The 14,887-nt window shown below is 64.7% G+C and carries 15 protein-coding genes; 4 read left to right on the forward strand and 11 right to left on the reverse strand.

Features of this window, described 5'->3' with window-relative positions:
- Positions 1-57: 57 nt before the first annotated feature.
- The gene (locus tag ACLMAL_RS16590) at positions 58-612 is read right to left on the reverse strand and encodes a DUF4190 domain-containing protein (protein WP_411999862.1); all 555 of its coding nucleotides are present in this window, start codon (positions 610-612) and stop codon (positions 58-60) included.
- Positions 613-685: 73 nt separating this feature from the next.
- Here ACLMAL_RS16590 and ACLMAL_RS16595 point away from each other — a divergent pair, with 73 nt between their 5' ends.
- On the forward strand, positions 686-1,468 hold the full coding sequence (locus ACLMAL_RS16595; RefSeq protein WP_411999863.1) for a queuosine precursor transporter: 783 nt from the start codon (positions 686-688) through the stop codon (positions 1,466-1,468).
- Positions 1,469-1,513: 45 nt separating this feature from the next.
- Here ACLMAL_RS16595 and tgt read toward each other — a convergent pair whose 3' ends face one another.
- The 5 genes from tgt to ACLMAL_RS16620 all read right to left on the reverse strand — a co-directional run bounded on the left by tgt (position 1,514) and on the right by ACLMAL_RS16620 (position 7,777).
- The gene (tgt, locus tag ACLMAL_RS16600; protein ID WP_411999864.1) at positions 1,514-2,761 is read right to left on the reverse strand and encodes a tRNA guanosine(34) transglycosylase Tgt; all 1,248 of its coding nucleotides are present in this window, start codon (positions 2,759-2,761) and stop codon (positions 1,514-1,516) included.
- A 121-nt stretch (positions 2,762-2,882) separates the two neighbouring features.
- Positions 2,883-4,796 carry an ABC transporter ATP-binding protein gene (locus tag ACLMAL_RS16605; protein ID WP_411999865.1) on the reverse strand — a complete coding sequence of 638 codons (1,914 nt, stop codon included), beginning with the start codon at positions 4,794-4,796 and terminating at the stop codon, positions 2,883-2,885.
- Entirely contained in the window at positions 4,793-6,526 is a 1,734-nt protein-coding gene (locus ACLMAL_RS16610; protein WP_328408156.1) for an ABC transporter ATP-binding protein, read from the reverse strand. The genes ACLMAL_RS16605 and ACLMAL_RS16610 overlap by 4 nt, the downstream gene beginning before the upstream one ends.
- A gap of 81 nt (positions 6,527-6,607) precedes the next feature.
- Complete coding sequence (locus tag ACLMAL_RS16615; RefSeq protein WP_411999866.1) at positions 6,608-7,144, reverse strand: RrF2 family transcriptional regulator; 537 nt, start codon at positions 7,142-7,144, stop codon at positions 6,608-6,610.
- A gap of 39 nt (positions 7,145-7,183) precedes the next feature.
- Positions 7,184-7,777, reverse strand: a complete 594-nt coding sequence (locus tag ACLMAL_RS16620; RefSeq protein ID WP_328408152.1) for a helix-turn-helix domain-containing protein — start codon at positions 7,775-7,777, stop codon at positions 7,184-7,186.
- A gap of 202 nt (positions 7,778-7,979) precedes the next feature.
- Here ACLMAL_RS16620 and ACLMAL_RS16625 point away from each other — a divergent pair, with 202 nt between their 5' ends.
- Positions 7,980-10,277 (forward strand): MMPL family transporter, encoded by a 2,298-nt coding sequence (locus ACLMAL_RS16625; protein WP_411999867.1) that lies wholly within the window; start codon positions 7,980-7,982, stop codon positions 10,275-10,277.
- A 179-nt stretch (positions 10,278-10,456) separates the two neighbouring features.
- Here the strand turns inward: ACLMAL_RS16625 and ACLMAL_RS16630 are convergent, their stop codons facing one another.
- The gene (locus tag ACLMAL_RS16630; protein WP_328408148.1) at positions 10,457-10,702 is read right to left on the reverse strand and encodes a hypothetical protein; all 246 of its coding nucleotides are present in this window, start codon (positions 10,700-10,702) and stop codon (positions 10,457-10,459) included.
- 534 nt (positions 10,703-11,236) lie between these two features.
- On the opposite strand from ACLMAL_RS16630, the gene ACLMAL_RS16635 reads away from it, so the two are divergent.
- The gene (locus ACLMAL_RS16635; protein WP_411999868.1) at positions 11,237-12,226 is read left to right on the forward strand and encodes an EamA family transporter; all 990 of its coding nucleotides are present in this window, start codon (positions 11,237-11,239) and stop codon (positions 12,224-12,226) included.
- Positions 12,227-12,316: 90 nt separating this feature from the next.
- Here the strand turns inward: ACLMAL_RS16635 and ACLMAL_RS16640 are convergent, their stop codons facing one another.
- Both ACLMAL_RS16640 and ACLMAL_RS16645 read right to left on the reverse strand, forming a co-directional pair.
- Positions 12,317-12,517: a hypothetical protein gene (locus tag ACLMAL_RS16640; RefSeq protein WP_328408144.1), complete on the reverse strand. Its 201-nt coding sequence runs from the start codon at positions 12,515-12,517 to the stop codon at positions 12,317-12,319.
- Between the two features lie 225 nt (positions 12,518-12,742).
- A complete protein-coding gene (locus ACLMAL_RS16645; protein ID WP_411999869.1) occupies positions 12,743-12,943 on the reverse strand; it encodes a hypothetical protein in 201 nt (66 codons plus the stop codon).
- Positions 12,944-13,257: 314 nt separating this feature from the next.
- Between ACLMAL_RS16645 and ACLMAL_RS16650 the strand changes: the two genes are divergently transcribed.
- Positions 13,258-14,016 (forward strand): SDR family oxidoreductase, encoded by a 759-nt coding sequence (locus tag ACLMAL_RS16650; RefSeq protein ID WP_411999870.1) that lies wholly within the window; start codon positions 13,258-13,260, stop codon positions 14,014-14,016.
- 203 nt (positions 14,017-14,219) lie between these two features.
- Here the strand turns inward: ACLMAL_RS16650 and ACLMAL_RS16655 are convergent, their stop codons facing one another.
- Together ACLMAL_RS16655 and ACLMAL_RS16660 are read right to left on the reverse strand one after the other, a co-directional pair.
- On the reverse strand, positions 14,220-14,633 hold the full coding sequence (locus ACLMAL_RS16655; protein WP_411999871.1) for a type II toxin-antitoxin system VapC family toxin: 414 nt from the start codon (positions 14,631-14,633) through the stop codon (positions 14,220-14,222).
- Positions 14,626-14,877, reverse strand: a complete 252-nt coding sequence (locus ACLMAL_RS16660; RefSeq protein WP_411999872.1) for a type II toxin-antitoxin system Phd/YefM family antitoxin — start codon at positions 14,875-14,877, stop codon at positions 14,626-14,628. The genes ACLMAL_RS16655 and ACLMAL_RS16660 overlap by 8 nt, the downstream gene beginning before the upstream one ends.
- Positions 14,878-14,887 lie beyond the last annotated feature (10 nt).

Raw genomic sequence — 14,887 nt, forward strand, 5'->3', positions numbered from 1 at the left:
CGTCAGGGGCGCACCCGATAGCGGGTGCGCCCCTGACGTTTTCGGAGAGTTCGACGTTCAGGCGCTACCTGCGATGATCACGAAAACGAACCACAGCACCGACAGCAAAATGGCGCCGAGACCGACCCAGATGCCCGCGAGCGCCATGCCACGGCCTTCCTGACCGGACTGCTTGATCTGATTCAACGCGATGGCGCCGAGGATGATCCCGACGATCGACCCGATGCCACAGGTGACGAACCCGGCCAGGGACGAGATCAGCGCGCCGATGGCCAGACCGCTCGTGCCTTGTGGCTGGGGATAGCCGTAGGGCTGGTAGCCGTAGTTGGCCGGCTGCGGATACGGCTGCGCGACCGGCGGCGGTGTCTGGTAACTCGGGTACTGCGGCTGCGGCGGCGGTGTCAGCTGCGGCGCGGGCTGCTGCGGGTACTGCGGAGCCGACTGCTGCGGATATTGCGGAGCGGACTGCTGCGGGTACTGCGGAGCCGACGGATATCCGGACGGTTCAGCGGTCGGATATTGCGGTACCGAGCTCGGTGCGCCAGCTTCCGGCGACACGCCTTCGCCGCCGTATTGCTTCCACCACTCGTCGGAATCGCCGGGATTCGTCATTGCTACAGACTAATGGGTACAGCCGCACGCAGTCCGGCCGAAGTCGGCAGCCCGTCGTGCACAACCTGGTTGGATGAAGCGCGTGAGTGAGTCGAGCAAAACCGAAGAACACGAAGAGTCTGGGCGCCCCGCGCCCGACCATGCGGCATTCGCCCAGGTCGCGCGGGGTTACTACGCACCCATCGTGGCGTTGTTCACCGCAACGCTGATCATTTCCAACATCTGCGCAACAAAAGGCGTCCAGTTCTTCACCGATCATTCGGTGCAGCTCGGGCCCGTGGAGATACTGCCGATCTCCACCGACGGCGCCTTCTTCCTCTTCCCACTGGCCTACATCCTCGGCGATGTGCTCAGCGAGGTGTACGGCTTCCGCGCCACCCGCCGGGCCATCTACTACGGTTTCGGCGCCCTGCTGCTGACCGTCCTGTGCTTCAGCATCGCCATCCGGCTGCCCGCCGCGGTGTTCTACGAGAACCAGGAGGCGTTCCGCACCGTCATCGGCACCACGCCGCAGCTGGTGGCCGCCGGCCTCGCCGGATATTTCGTCGGCCAGCTGCTCAACTCGGCGACGCTGGTCTTGATCAAGGAACGCACCAGGGAGAAGCACCTGTGGGCCAGGTTGATCGGCTCCACCATCGTCGGCGAGCTGGCCGACACCTTGATCTTCTGCTCGATCGCGGCCTCCGCGATCGGCATCGACAGCTGGCGCCAGTTCGTGAATTACGTCATTGTCGGATTCGTGTGGAAGACGCTGTGCGAGGTGCTCGTCATGCCGATCACCTATCGAACAATCGCAGTGCTCAAGAAGCACGAACCGAGCTATGCGCCACGGGAATCCGACCCGCTGCACGTCTGATTCGCGCCCCGTCGCCCCAGCGTCGGCGCCGGTCGGCGCCGGGGCTCACGGGGTCGCGATGCGGCCCTTCCAGACACCGAGGGTCGCCGCCTTGTAGTCGTCGAAGTAACCGCCCTCGATGCTGTCCCTGATGCGGTCGACCAATCGAATCGTGTAGCGCTCGTTGTGGATTGTGCACAGCGTCGAGGCGAGCATCTCCTTCGCCTTGAACAGGTGATGGATGTAGGCGCGCGTGTAATGGGCGCAGGTGTAGCAGTCGCAGGTGTCGTCGATCGGTGTGAAATCGCGACGGAACCTGGCGGTATTGATATTGAATCGCCCCTCGGCGACGTAGATGGCGGCATTGCGGGCGACCCGGGACGGGTTCACGCAGTCGAAGGTGTCGGCACCGTTTTCCACAGCGGTGAAGATGTCCTCCGGCTCGCTGATGCCCAGCATGTGACGCGGCTTGTCCTCGGGCAGTTCGTCGCAGCACCAGCCGACGATGGCCCCGAGGTTGTGCTTCTCCAGCGCACCGCCGATGCCGTAGCCGTCGAAACCCGTTCCGGCGCTGCCCCGAATCGATTCCAGCTCGCGGCAGGCCTTGCGGCGCAGATCTTCGTACTGCGCGCCCTGGATCACCGCGAACAACGCCTGATACGGGCGATGGGTGCGCGCCGCGGTCAGCCGCTCGTGCTCCTCGATGCAGCGCTGCGCCCACTCGTGCGTGCGCTGCAGCGACTTCTCTTGGTAGCCACGAGTATTGAGCAGGGTGGTCAGCTCGTCGAAGGCGAACATGATGTCCGCGCCGAGCTGATGCTGGATGCCCATCGACACCTCGGGCGTGAACCGATGCTTGGCACCGTCCAGATGGGAACGGAAGGTGACGCCGTCGTCATCGACGGTCGCCAGCCGTTCCTTGCCCTTGGCGATGACGTCGTCGCTGCGCACGTCGACCGCCTCCATCGCGAGCACCTTCTTGAAGCCGACCCCCAGCGACATCACCTGGAATCCGCCGCTGTCGGTGAACGTGGGGCCCGGCCAGTTCATGAACTTGCTGAGCCCGCCCGCCTCGTCGACGATGTCCGAACCGGGCTGCAGGTACAGGTGGTAGGCGTTGGCGAGCAGCGCCTGCGCGCCGAGCTCCTTCATGGTCTCGGGCAGCACCGCCTTCACCGTCGCCTTGGTGCCGACCGGGATGAACGCGGGCGTCGCGATCGAGCCGTGCGGTGTGCTGATCACGCCCGACCGACCGTGCCGCCCGTCATCGAGGCGGTTGGTGACGGTGAAGGAGAAGGATTCGGGTGTGGACACGCTGCCATCCTCTCAGGCGGCGTCGAGTGACCGTCGCCGCACGTCGGCCGGACGATAACCGCCGGTCCGCGAGGACTACCGGCGAGGCACCCCACGTCCGGCACATCACACGCAGTGGCGGTCACGCATCGGCGGCGGCCGCTGCGAACTGGGCGTTGTAGAGGCGGTAGTAGGCGCCGCGCTCTTCGAGTAGACGCTCATGGGTGCCGTGTTCGACGATGCGGCCCGCCTCCATGACGACGATCAGGTCGGCATCGCGAATGGTGGACAAGCGGTGCGCGATGACGAAGCTGGTGCGGTCGCGGCGCAGCGCGGCGGTTGCGTGCTGCACGAGCGACTCGGTGCGGGTGTCCACCGAGCTGGTCGCCTCGTCGAGCACCAGGATGGACGGCTTCGCCAGGAAGGCGCGAGCAATGGTGATGAGCTGCTTCTCGCCCGCACTCACCCCCGAACCCTCCTCGTCGATCACCGTGTCGTAGCCATGCGGCAACGCGTGCACGAAGCGGTCGACGTAGGCGGCGCGGGCGGCGGCGAGAATATCCTCCTCGCTCGCATTCGGATTGCCGTAGGCGATGTTCTCCCGAATGGTGCCCTTGAACAGCCAGGTGTCCTGCAGCACCATGCCGATGCGGGCACGCAGGTGGTCGCGGGTGATCTCGGTGATGTCGACGTCGTCGATCGTGATGGTGCCGGCGTCCAGTTCGTAGAACCGCATCAATAGGTTCACCAGCGTGGTCTTGCCTGCGCCGGTCGGGCCGACGATGGCAACCACGTGTCCCGGCTCGGCGACCAGCGACAGCCGTTCGATGATCGGGGTCTCCGGTTCGTAGCGGAACGAGACGGCCTCGAACTCCACTCGGCCGCGATCGACCGGACGGGCGTTGTCCATCACCGGGTCCGGCGATTGCTCGTCGGCGTCGAGGATCTCGAAGATCCGTTCGGCCGAGGCCACGCCAGACTGCAACAGGTTGGCCATCGCGCCGATCTGGGTCAGCGGCTGGCTGAACTGCCGGGAGTACTGGATGAACGCCTGCACCTCACCGAGGGAGATGTTGCCCGTCGCCACTCGAAGACCGCCGACCAGCGCCACCAGCACGAAGTTCACGTTCCCGAGAAACATGATGGCAGGCATGATCAGTCCGGAGATGAACTGCGCCTTGAAGCTCGCGTCGAAGAGGTCGTCGTTGCGCTTGTCGAACTCGGCGCCGACCTCGCGGCTGCGACCGAACGCCGTGACGATCTCGTGGCCGGTGAAGGCCTCCTCGACCTGGGCGTTCACCATGCCGGTGTACTTCCACTGGTTCACGAAGTGCGGCTTGGATCGTTTGGCGATCTGCGCGGTGACGACGATGGCCGCCGGGACGGTGAGCAACGCGATCACCGCGAGCAGCGGCGAGATCCAGAACATCATGATCAGGATGCCGAGCACCGAGAACACCGAGGTCAGCAGCTGACTCATGGTCTGCTGCAGGCTCGTCGAGACATTGTCGACGTCATTGGTGACCCGGCTGAGCACATCGCCGCGCGGCGCGGAATCGAAGTAGCTCAAGGGAAGTCGATGCAGCTTGTCCTCGACATCGCTGCGCAGCCGCTTCACCGTGCGGTTGATGACGATGTTGAGCAGGAAGCCCTGCAACCAGCCGAACACCGCCGCGCCGATGTAGAGCAGCAGCACCAGGATCAGCACCTTGCCGACGGCGTCGAAGTCGACGCCGACACCGGGGGTGACGTCCATCGCGCCGAGCATGTCGGCAAAGGTGTTGTCCCCCTTGGCCCGCAGCGACTCGACCGCCTGGTCTTTGCTGATGCCCTCGGGCAGCTGCTTGCCGACCACACCGTCGAAGACCAGGTTGGTCGCCTTGCCCATGATGTACGGACCGAGCGTATTGAGCACCACCGCGGTGATGACGAGCAGCACGATCACCACGACGTACACCCGTTCCGGGGCAAGGCGGGCGAGCAGCCGTTGCAACGACGGCTTGAAGGACTTCGCCTTGGCATCCGGCGCACCGGGATTCGGCATTCCTGGCCTCATCGCACCTCCTCCGCGCTGAGCTGCGACGCGACGATTTCCTGATATTCCGGACAGTCACGCATCAACTGTTCGTGGGTGCCGATCCCGGCCATTGCACCGTCCTCGAGCACTACGATCTGGTCGGCGTCGCGGATCGTGGAAATCCGTTGCGCCACAATGATTACCGATGCGTCCCTGGTCTCCGGCCGGAGCGCTTCGCGCAGCCTGGCATCGGTGGCGACGTCCAGCGCGGAGAACGAATCGTCGAACAGGTAGATCCGCGGCTTTTTCACCAGCGCTCTGGCGATGGCGAGACGCTGCCGTTGACCACCCGAGACGGTGGTGCCGCCCTGGGCGACCGGCGCCTCCAGCCCCAAGGGCATATCCCGCACGAAGTCGTCGGCCTGCGCGATTTCCAGGGCCCGCCACAGGTCCTCGTCGGTAGCGTCCGGATTGCCGTAACGGAGATTGCTGGCGATCGTCCCGGAGAACAGGTACGCCTTTTGCGGTACCAGGCCGATCTGCTGACGCAGCAGTTCGAGGTCGATGTGACGGACATCGGTCGCACCGACGTAGACCGCGCCGTCGGTCACGTCGATCAGCCGGGGAATCAGATTGAGCAGGGTCGTCTTGCCCGCACCGGTGGATCCGACGATCGCGGTGGTTGTGCCGGGTGCCACCGTGAATTTGATGGCGCGCAGCACCGGCTTCTCGGCGCCGGGAAAGGCGAACTCGGCGAACGCGATGTCGATCGATCCGGGGTCACCCTTGAACTGCTGCGGCAGTCGCGGCGGCAATACCGAGGATTCGGTCTCCAGCACCGCACCGATCCGGTCGGCCGAGACCGCGGCGCGCGGCGCCATCATGGCGAGGAACGAGGCCATCATGACGGCCATCAGGATCTGCATGATGTAGGACAGCATCGCGGTGAGCGAACCGATCTGCATGGTCCCCGCGTCGATCGCGTGGCCGCCGAACCAGATCACCGCTACGGCGGTGACATTGCTGATCAGCATCACCAGCGGGAACATCAGCGCCGCCAGCCTGCCGACATGCAGCGCGGTGTCGGTCAGCTCGGTGTTGGCGACGCCGAAGCGCCAGGTCTCCTGCCGCTCCCTGACGAACGCGCGCACCACGCGGATACCGGTGATCTGCTCGCGCAGTACCCGGTTCACCTCGTCGATCTTGGTCTGCATGGCGCGGAAGCCGGGCACCATCCGCGCGACGATGAAGCCCATCGAGATGGCGAGTGCGGGCACCGCGATAAGCAGCAGCCAGGACAGGCCGAGGTCCTCGCGCAGCGCCATCACCACGCCGCCGACACACATGATCGGCGCCATCACCAGGATGGTCGCGGACATCACGATGAGCAGCTGAACCTGCTGCACATCGTTGGTGGTGCGGGTGATCAGCGACGGCGCACCGAACATCCCGACCTCGCGGGCGGAGAAAGTGCCGACCCGGTGCAGCACGGCGCCACGCAGATCTCGCCCCGCGGCCATCGCGGCCTGCGCGCCGAGATAGACCGAAAACGCGGACGCGACAATCTGCACACAGCTCACCGCGAGCATCCATAGCCCGGTGGTCCAGATGTAGCCGATATCACCTTTGGTGACACCGTTGTCGATCAGATCGGCGTTCAGACTGGGCAGGTACAACATCGCGATGACGGAGATCAGTTGCAGGACAACGACCCCCGTCAATTGCGCCCGGTAGGGAGATAGAAATGTACGCAGCAATCTGATCAACATGATGCTTGGCAGGCTACCTGCAAACAGGGAGGCAGGTCGCAGTGATTATCGACCTGCGGGAATGTACCGCCTCCGTGCGCTTTACCTGCGCGCCCACGCGCCGGAGTCCTCGGTCAGTGCCTCGACGAATCCGGGCAGCTCGTCCTGCGCGATGTCCTCGATAGAGACATTTTCCAGCACCGCGCGAATATTCACCCGCAGCGCGATCCACACCCGCTGCAACGGCTCGGCCGCGCCCGGATAGTTCACATCTTCCGGACGCTCACCACGCACCGATGCGAGCGGGCCCTCGATGGCCCTGATCACGTCGGCGATGGAGATCTCGGCGGCCGGGCGGGCCAGCCAGTAGCCGCCGTCGGGGCCGCGCCTGCTGATCACCAGATCGGCCCTGCGCAGCTCGGCGAGGACGGTTTCCAGCACCTTCGGTGGAATGCGCTGCGCGGTCGCGATGACATCGGCCTTGACCACAGCGGCCGCCGCGACCACCGGTCCTGCCTGCGCGAGCGGGGTCGCATCGAGAGCCGGGACGGCCGCCCGCTGGGCCTGGCTCACCCGCGGCGCGCGGGCGATCTCGAGCAAGGTCCGCACCGCGTAATCGACCTTCGCGGTGATGTGCACAGCACCAACTCCCTGAACTCTCCGATGACCTGGTCGAATCTACGCGGTACCGCAAGCAGTCAATACACAGGTGGCCGCGTCCAGCAGTGTCGATTCCAGCAGGGAGTCGGCGGCGCCCGGCACGAACTCCTTGGATAGCAAGGCCACCCCGAGCACTTCCAACGCCGCGCAGGCGCGCAGCATCGCCTCGTCGTCCGCGTCCGGCCCGGCCAGCCAGGAGCGCAGGCGTTGATTCGAATCCATCATGTCGGGGTACCGGTCGGCCATGGCGTTGATGATCGCCACGGTGTCGCGCACGCACAGCGCCCCGGCGTCGCGGTTGCGAATCATGCCGCGCAGATAGGTGCGCAGCACGGCGCGCACGCCCTCCGCATTGTGTGGCACCGCGTCGATGTCTTCGACGACCGCGCGCATGTGATCGACGATCGGATCGACGATCGCGAGGAGCAAATCGAGCTTCGAAGCGTAGTGATAGTAGAGGGATGCCTTTGTGATTCCTACCGCATCTGCGACCTCGCGCAGGCTCGTCTGCTCGAATCCTTTGGCTCCGAACAGCCGCACCGCAGCGTCGCGAATCGCAATTTTAGTCCCTCCACCTGCGGTAACGGTGTCGGACGCGGCACGGACTGCCATTGGCTGATCCTCTCATCACTCGTGCGCTGAGCTAACGTTGCCATCAAAATTGAGGTTGTACCTCCGCTTAGGCAATAGGTAGTCTACCTACCGCACGGTAGGCAGAAAGCGTCAGTGGAGGCGGGGGCGGCAGGGCACCCCGCGAGCGTTGTCTACAGGCCGAGAACCAGCACGCCCCCAGTCATCGCTAGGAGAATCCCTCGTGTCCGTTTATCTGTATAGATGGGGAAAGTTCGCTTTCCGCCGGAAATGGATAGTGCTTCCGGTCTGGCTCATCCTCTTCGTCCTCCTCGGCGGCCTCGGGGCGCAGCTGAAGGAGCCGATGAGCAACGACTTCAGCATGCCGCAGCTACCGTCCGCGCGCGCAAATGACATCCTCGACAAGCACTTTCCCGGCGCCTCCGACGCCTTCAAGTTCGACGCCGTCACCGGAACGTATGTGATCGGCGCGCCCGCCGGGCAGAAGCTGACCGACCCGGCCAACCGTGCGGCAGTGGACGCGTTCATCGCCAAGCTCAGCGGCCTGGATATCGTCGACCACAGCAAGCCGGTCGCGAACCCGATCGAAGCGGCCGAGAAGATGGGCTGCCTGGCCAACCCCGATCCGTCGCAGTGCAGCGGCGCTCCGCTGAATGTGCTGAGCAAGACCGCGCCCGATTCGGTCGCGTTCATGAGCGTGCCGTTCTCGATCAAGAAGTTCACCGACGTCACCGACGAGCAGCGCACCGCGGCCTACAACGTGGCCGATGACGCGCGCAACGCCGGACTCACCGTCGAGATGAGCGGCTCGATCGCGACGAAGCAAGAGGGGCCGAGCGGCAAGTCCGAGCAGATCGGCATGGGCATCGCGCTCATTGTCATGATCGTCGCGTTCGGTGCCATCGTCGCCGCCTTCGTCCCGATCATCACCGCGATCGTCGGCCTCGGCGCGGCCACCTCGCTGATTTTCCTCGGCACCTCGGTGATCGAGGTTCCGAGCTTCACCACCTTCCTCGCCTCGATGATCGGTATCGCGCTGTCGATCGACTACGCGCTTTTCATCGTCTCCAGATACAAACATGAACTGGCGGTACAGGATTCGCCGGAAGAGGCCGCAGGCACTGCGCTCGGCACCGCAGGCTCTGCGGTGGTGTTCGCGGGTCTCACCGTGATCATCGCGCTCGGCGGTTTGAGCATCGTCGGCGTCGAGTTCCTCACCTTCATGGGTCTGGGTGGCGCGATCGCCGCCGCGTTCGCGGTGCTGACCGCCATCACGCTGATGCCGGCACTGCTCGGCGCGTTCGGCCGGTTCCTGTTCAAGCCCAAGCTGCCGTTCGTCGCCAAGCACGATCCGGAAGACGACACCTCGATCAGCAACGGCCAGCGCTTCGGCAGGCTCATCGGCAAGGCACCCGCCGTCACGCTGCTCCTCAGCGTCGTCGTCCTCGGCCTGCTCGCCGCGCCCGCGGCCGGCCTGAACCTCGGCCTGCCCGGCGATGACAGCATGCCGAAAACCTCGACTGTCCGAAAGGCGTACGAGCTGCGCACCGAGGGCTTCGGGGAAGGCAGCAACGGCGTGCTGAACGTCGCCGCCGACCTCACCAACGTGCCTGCCGACCGCCGCGTGGATGCGGTCAACGCACTGCGCAACAAGCTCGCGTCCTACTCCGGCATGGACTACGTGACCGAGCCGCAGTGGAGCGGCGAGGACAAGGCCGGTGCACTGCTCAACGGGGTGCCGAAGTCGGGCCCGAACAATCAGGCCACCAAGGATCTGGTCAGCGACGCTCGCGACGCCGAGGGATCGCTGAAATCCGAGTACGGCATGGAATACGGCATCACCGGCACCACCGCGATCTTCGCCGACGTCGACCATGTGCTACTCGGCAAGATCGTGCCGTATCTCGCAATCGTCGCGGGCGCTGCGTTCCTGCTGCTGATCCTGGTGTTCCGCTCGATCCTGGTGCCGCTGACGGCCGCGCTCGGGTTCCTGCTCTCCATGGCGGCGACCTTCGGTGCGACGGTGCTGATCTTCCAGGAGGGCAAGTTCGGGCTGATCGACGACCCGCACCCGATCATCAGCTTCCTGCCCATCATGTTGATCGGTCTTGTGTTCGGCCTCGCCATGGACTACCAGGTGTTCTTGGTGACCCGGATGCGCGAGGAGTTCGTGCACGGCAAGTCCCCCAAGGACGCGATGGTCAGCGGCTACCACCACGGTGCCCGCGTGGTCACCGCGGCCGCGGTCATCATGATCTCGGTGTTCGGCTCGTTCCTGCTGGAATCCGATGCCACGGCGAAGTCGTTCGGCTTCGCGCTCGCGGTGGGTGTGCTGCTCGACGCGTTCATCGTCCGAATGATTCTGATCCCGTCGCTGCTGGTGCTGATGGGCAAGTGGTCCTGGTGGATGCCGAAGTGGCTCGACCGGATCCTGCCCGACATCGACGTCGAGGGCTCGAAGCTGCGTGAACTGCAGCAGCAGTCCGTCGGGGTGGACAAGGAGCCGGTCCTGGTCGGCTGAGCCGACCGCCCCTGAAACAACCGCTCGGCCCCGCACCCAGGAACCTGGGTGCGGGGCCGAGTGCTTTCCGTCCAGCTTTGATCTTGTGCGGGCTGAGGTACCGGCCGCTTCCGGATAGGTACGACGAGACTCCCGCGACCCCATCCGATCGGTTGGGGGCGCGCTCGTGTCGGCGGCACCTACTGGCTGGGTTGGGGCAACAGGCAGTCGGTGACCGTGGGGTTCAAACCCGCGTAGTTGAGTGGGCCTGCGAGGGCGGTGACGGCAATGGTGCCCCAGCCTGCGCAACTGAGCGGGCCGCTATCGAAATAGTGGCGCTGACCTGCGGCGATAAGGCCGATGGCCAACCAGACCAGAAGCAGTGTGCTCAGCAGCCCAGTACCTCTGCGGTGTACCGGTCGTGGGTCGATCGTTCGCTCGCGCATTGTCATCGCCTTCTTTCTGCACTCGCGTCTACCGTGGGTACCCCCGTTTACGCCGATCACTCCCCGCGCGAGGCAACACAATCTGCGATACAATCCGTCACATGCTCCACGCTTTTAATCAACCGACCAGTCTTTTGCCTGCCACTTAGAGCACCTATCTTTCGCTCGTGAAGGCAATGCCGCCGATGGCGAACCCGCTCCGCACCACTCGGCCACCGGCCTGTACTACGTCGACGTCCGTCGCCTGACGGACCCTCCCACTCGAATCCCGGACATCCCCAGCCCATTCGTGCTGATACCGAATGCGAAACGCCTGGATGATCCCGCGCGCTACCAGCGCGCGCCCATCTCCACGGATATGTCCAATCTCCCTCCCGCACAACCGAATACGAGATCCGACCGCGCACCACCGGCACGCACCGGTGGCGTAGGCGCGCGTCCGCAGAATGGAGTCACCCGTTGGTTATCGGCCCGGTCAAAGAAATCCCACCCGCCGTTGCATTGCCGCAATCACACACTGGCAGAACAGCTTCCATGTTCGGCAGTGCACCCGTCCTCATCCTCGCCGCCATGCTCAGCATCCAATTCGGCGCAATCATCGCCAAGCAGCTGTTCGAAATCCTCGGCACCGGCCCGACCGCAGCCCTACGGCTGCTGATGGCAGGCATCATCGCGATGGCGCTGTGGCGGCCGTCGCTGCGCATCGAACGGCACGCACTGCCCGGCATCATCGGGCTCGGAGTGTCTGTGGCCGTGATGAATTCGTTCTTCTACGCGGCGATCGATCGCATTCCGCTCGGCATCGCGGTCACTATCGATTTCCTGGGGCCACTCGGCGTCGCGGTCGCAGCCTCCCGCCGCGGCCGCGACCTACTGTGGGCACTGCTAGCCGGCGGCGGCGTGCTGCTTCTGATGAAAACCGGTGGGCCCATGTCCTGGACCGGCGTGCTGTTCGCGCTGCTCGCGGCTGCGGGCTGGGGCAGCTACATCGTGTTCAGCAAGGTGGTCGGCGAACACACCTCGGGTCATGACGGACTGGCCTGGGCATTGGGCTTCGGCGCGATTCTGGCGCTGCCCCTGGTCGCGGCCGACGCAAGCTCGGCACTGTTCGACCCGATAGTGCTGCTCGGTGTTGTCGGTATCGCCGTGCTGTCTTCTTTGGTCCCGCACGCCATCGAGCTGCAGGCGCTGCGCCGAATCACGGCTTCGACGTTCGGGGTGCTGATGAGTTTGGAGCCTGCGGTCGCGGCCGGGGTGGGGCTGCTGTTGCTCGGTGAGGGGCTGCACCTCACGCAATGGATCGGAGTCGGCCTGGTGATTGCCGCGGCAGCAGGGGCTGCCCGCCTCACCGGTGAGCCGAAAACCCAACCGTCGCAGTCGCAGTCGCAGTCGCAGTCGCAGTCGCAGTCGCAGTCGCAGTCGCAGTCGCAGTCGCAGTCGCAGTCGCAGTCGCAGTCGCAGTCGCAGTCGCAGTCGCAGTCGCAGTCGCAGTCGCAGTCGCATCGAGAGATCGTCGCGGCGTAGGACGGCATCGTCTATCGCACCCTGTTCCGGCGAGCAAGCGCTCTATGCTCGCCGGAACAGGGCGAGTCCGGTGCCCTCGGGACAAAGCGGCTATGAACTCGGTTGCGGGACATTGCAGTCCGCAACCTTAGGGTTCACGCCCATGTAGTTGAGCGGGCCGACGAGCACGGTCAATGCGATCGAGCCGAACCCGGCGCAGTTGATCGGACCGCTGTCGAAATAGTTACGCTGACCCGCCGCGATCACGCCGATGACCAGCCAGATCAGGACAAGAGCAGTGCCCCGTTTCATGTTTCACCTGCGCATCGTCGCGGCACGGGCCGTGCCACGACGCATCCTGCCTGGCATCGGTCCCGCGCTTCCTCTCGAGCGGATACCCGCACGTGTGCCGATTATCCGCGTAAGAGCGCAACCCGCCCACTTGTTCGCCGATGTTTGCGCGCCGCGCCCTCGGGCCGCACTGTTGCGGTGGACCACCGCGAACGGAGGACCAACCGGCCGACACTGCCCTAACTGCTACGGACTAGGTTGCGGCACATTGCAATCCGAGATCTTCGGATTCACACCCATATAGTTGAGTGGACCGGCGATCACGGTGACGGCGATGGTGCCGAACCCGGCGCAGTTCACCGGGCTGCTGTCGAAATAGTGGCGCTGACCCGCGGCGATCACACCGATCACCAACCAGATCAGGACCAGCAGACTGCCAATTCTCATATAACTCTCACTCATATATCTGCCGCGCATGGTTCCCACGCGGACTCTTCGGCGGCGCACTGTCATCGCGTCCTTCCTGCACTCATCTACTGCGCGTATACCCGCGAATTCGAAGATCACCCAGGGGCCTCCGCCGGATTTCGACTCATCCTCCGGCCGACAGCCACGTGGCCCTCCGAGTCCCCGTAGCCCCGCACGCGGTGGAGCGGACCGCACGACCGGAGAAACGCCGCACAACGTGCGCATCGATGCCGATGTCACACTCCGGCGCTACGTTTCGTCTGTTCCTCAGAAGACTGATAAAGGAGCAGACGATGAAGATCGCAGTAGCCGGAGCAAGCGGGCGGATCGGCCGCGAGGTGGTCGATGTGCTGGAGAATCAGGGCCACGAGGTAGTCGCAATAGCCCGCTCCACCGGCGTCGACGTCTACACCGCGGAAGGTCTCGCCGAGGCGCTGACCGGTGTGCAGGTCATCGTCGACGCGGTGAACGCACCGACCGCAGAAACCGACGCGGTGACAGACTTCTTCGGCACCACCGCCCGAAACCTGCAACAAGCAGCGGCCGAGGCCGGCGTCACCCGAATCGTCCTGGTCTCGATCATCGGCATCGACCCGTTCACCGCCGGTCACTACGCCGGAAAGCTCGTGCAGGAACGCACCCTCAACGAAGGCCCGGTGCCCGTACAGATCCTGCGTGCCGCGCAGTTCCACGAGTTCACCGAGATGATGCTGGACTGGACCACCCGCGACGATGTCGCGTACGTCCCCGCAACCCGCACCCGACTCGTCGCCGCCCGCACCGTCGCCGAAAAACTGGCCGAACTCGCCACCGACGAAACGGCTCCCACCACGACCATCGAAATAGCCGGCCCGGAAGAGCTCAACCTCGCCGCCGCCACATCCCGGCTCGCCGCCCGCCGTGGCACCCCCTCCCGAGTCGAAGAAATCACCGACCTCGAAGACCCCAACCACGAACTCCAAGCAAACGGCGCCCTACTCCCCGGGCCCGACGCGATCCTCGCCGGACCAACCTTCGCTGAGTGGCTGGACCAGCACTACCCTGCCCGTTAGCCCGTGTGGCGGCCGGCGGCATATCCACGTGATGTGTGGACATGTCGGCACCTGCATCGGATCAGCGAGCGATCTCGTCCATCAACATCCAGGTGGCAGCGCATCGAGAGCCGCATGTGCCAGCTCACCTTCAGGCTTGTCCCCAGCGCGCACCAACATCAGGCCGCGTTGCATTTCGTGGCCGTCCGCTGCCCTGCGCCCGTCTATACCGCGACGACGTTCAGCAGCGGTCCGAGCCCCTTGAAGCCGTCTGGGTTGCGGGTGTACAGCGGCAAGCTGTACTGAACTGCTGTAGCTGCTATCTGGAGGTCGGCCACTCGTCCTCGGGGTTTACGCCCGATCTGCTCGAGGAGAAACGCCAACGACCCATACACGTTGGCCGTCTCGGCATCGAACGCGAGCGGGTTGAACGATTTCGCGACCCACTGAAACTGGAGTTGGCGTTGGGCTTGTTTCATCGGATCTTTGGTGGAGTGCAGTCCCGCGGCGAGTTCGGCAAGACTTATCGCGCTGATGGCGGCTTCCGCTTCATCGGGCAGCGCTGATTGCACCTCGGGGAAATCGATAAGGACCGATGTGTCGAGCAGCACGTGCCGGGGGATGGTGGGCTCATTCACGGCCAGGGATCTCCTGGTCGATCATCGCATCCATGTCGGCACGCCACTCGTTGTAGTCGATACGCGGCACGTGGGCGCTGGTGCTGGCGAGTTCGCCGATGGGCACGAAGGTTCGCCGTGTCAGGGGCTTGAGTTCGGCGACAGGTTTGCCATTACGGGTGATGGTGAAGCTCTCGCCGGCTTCGACAGCAGCGAGGACCTTGCCGCTGTCGTTGCGGAGGTCGCGTTGCTGGATCGTTTTCATACCCCCAGGC

This window comes from Nocardia sp. CWNU-33, from assembly GCF_046764895.1.
In the GTDB taxonomy this organism is placed as follows: Bacteria; Actinomycetota; Actinomycetes; order Mycobacteriales; family Mycobacteriaceae; genus Nocardia.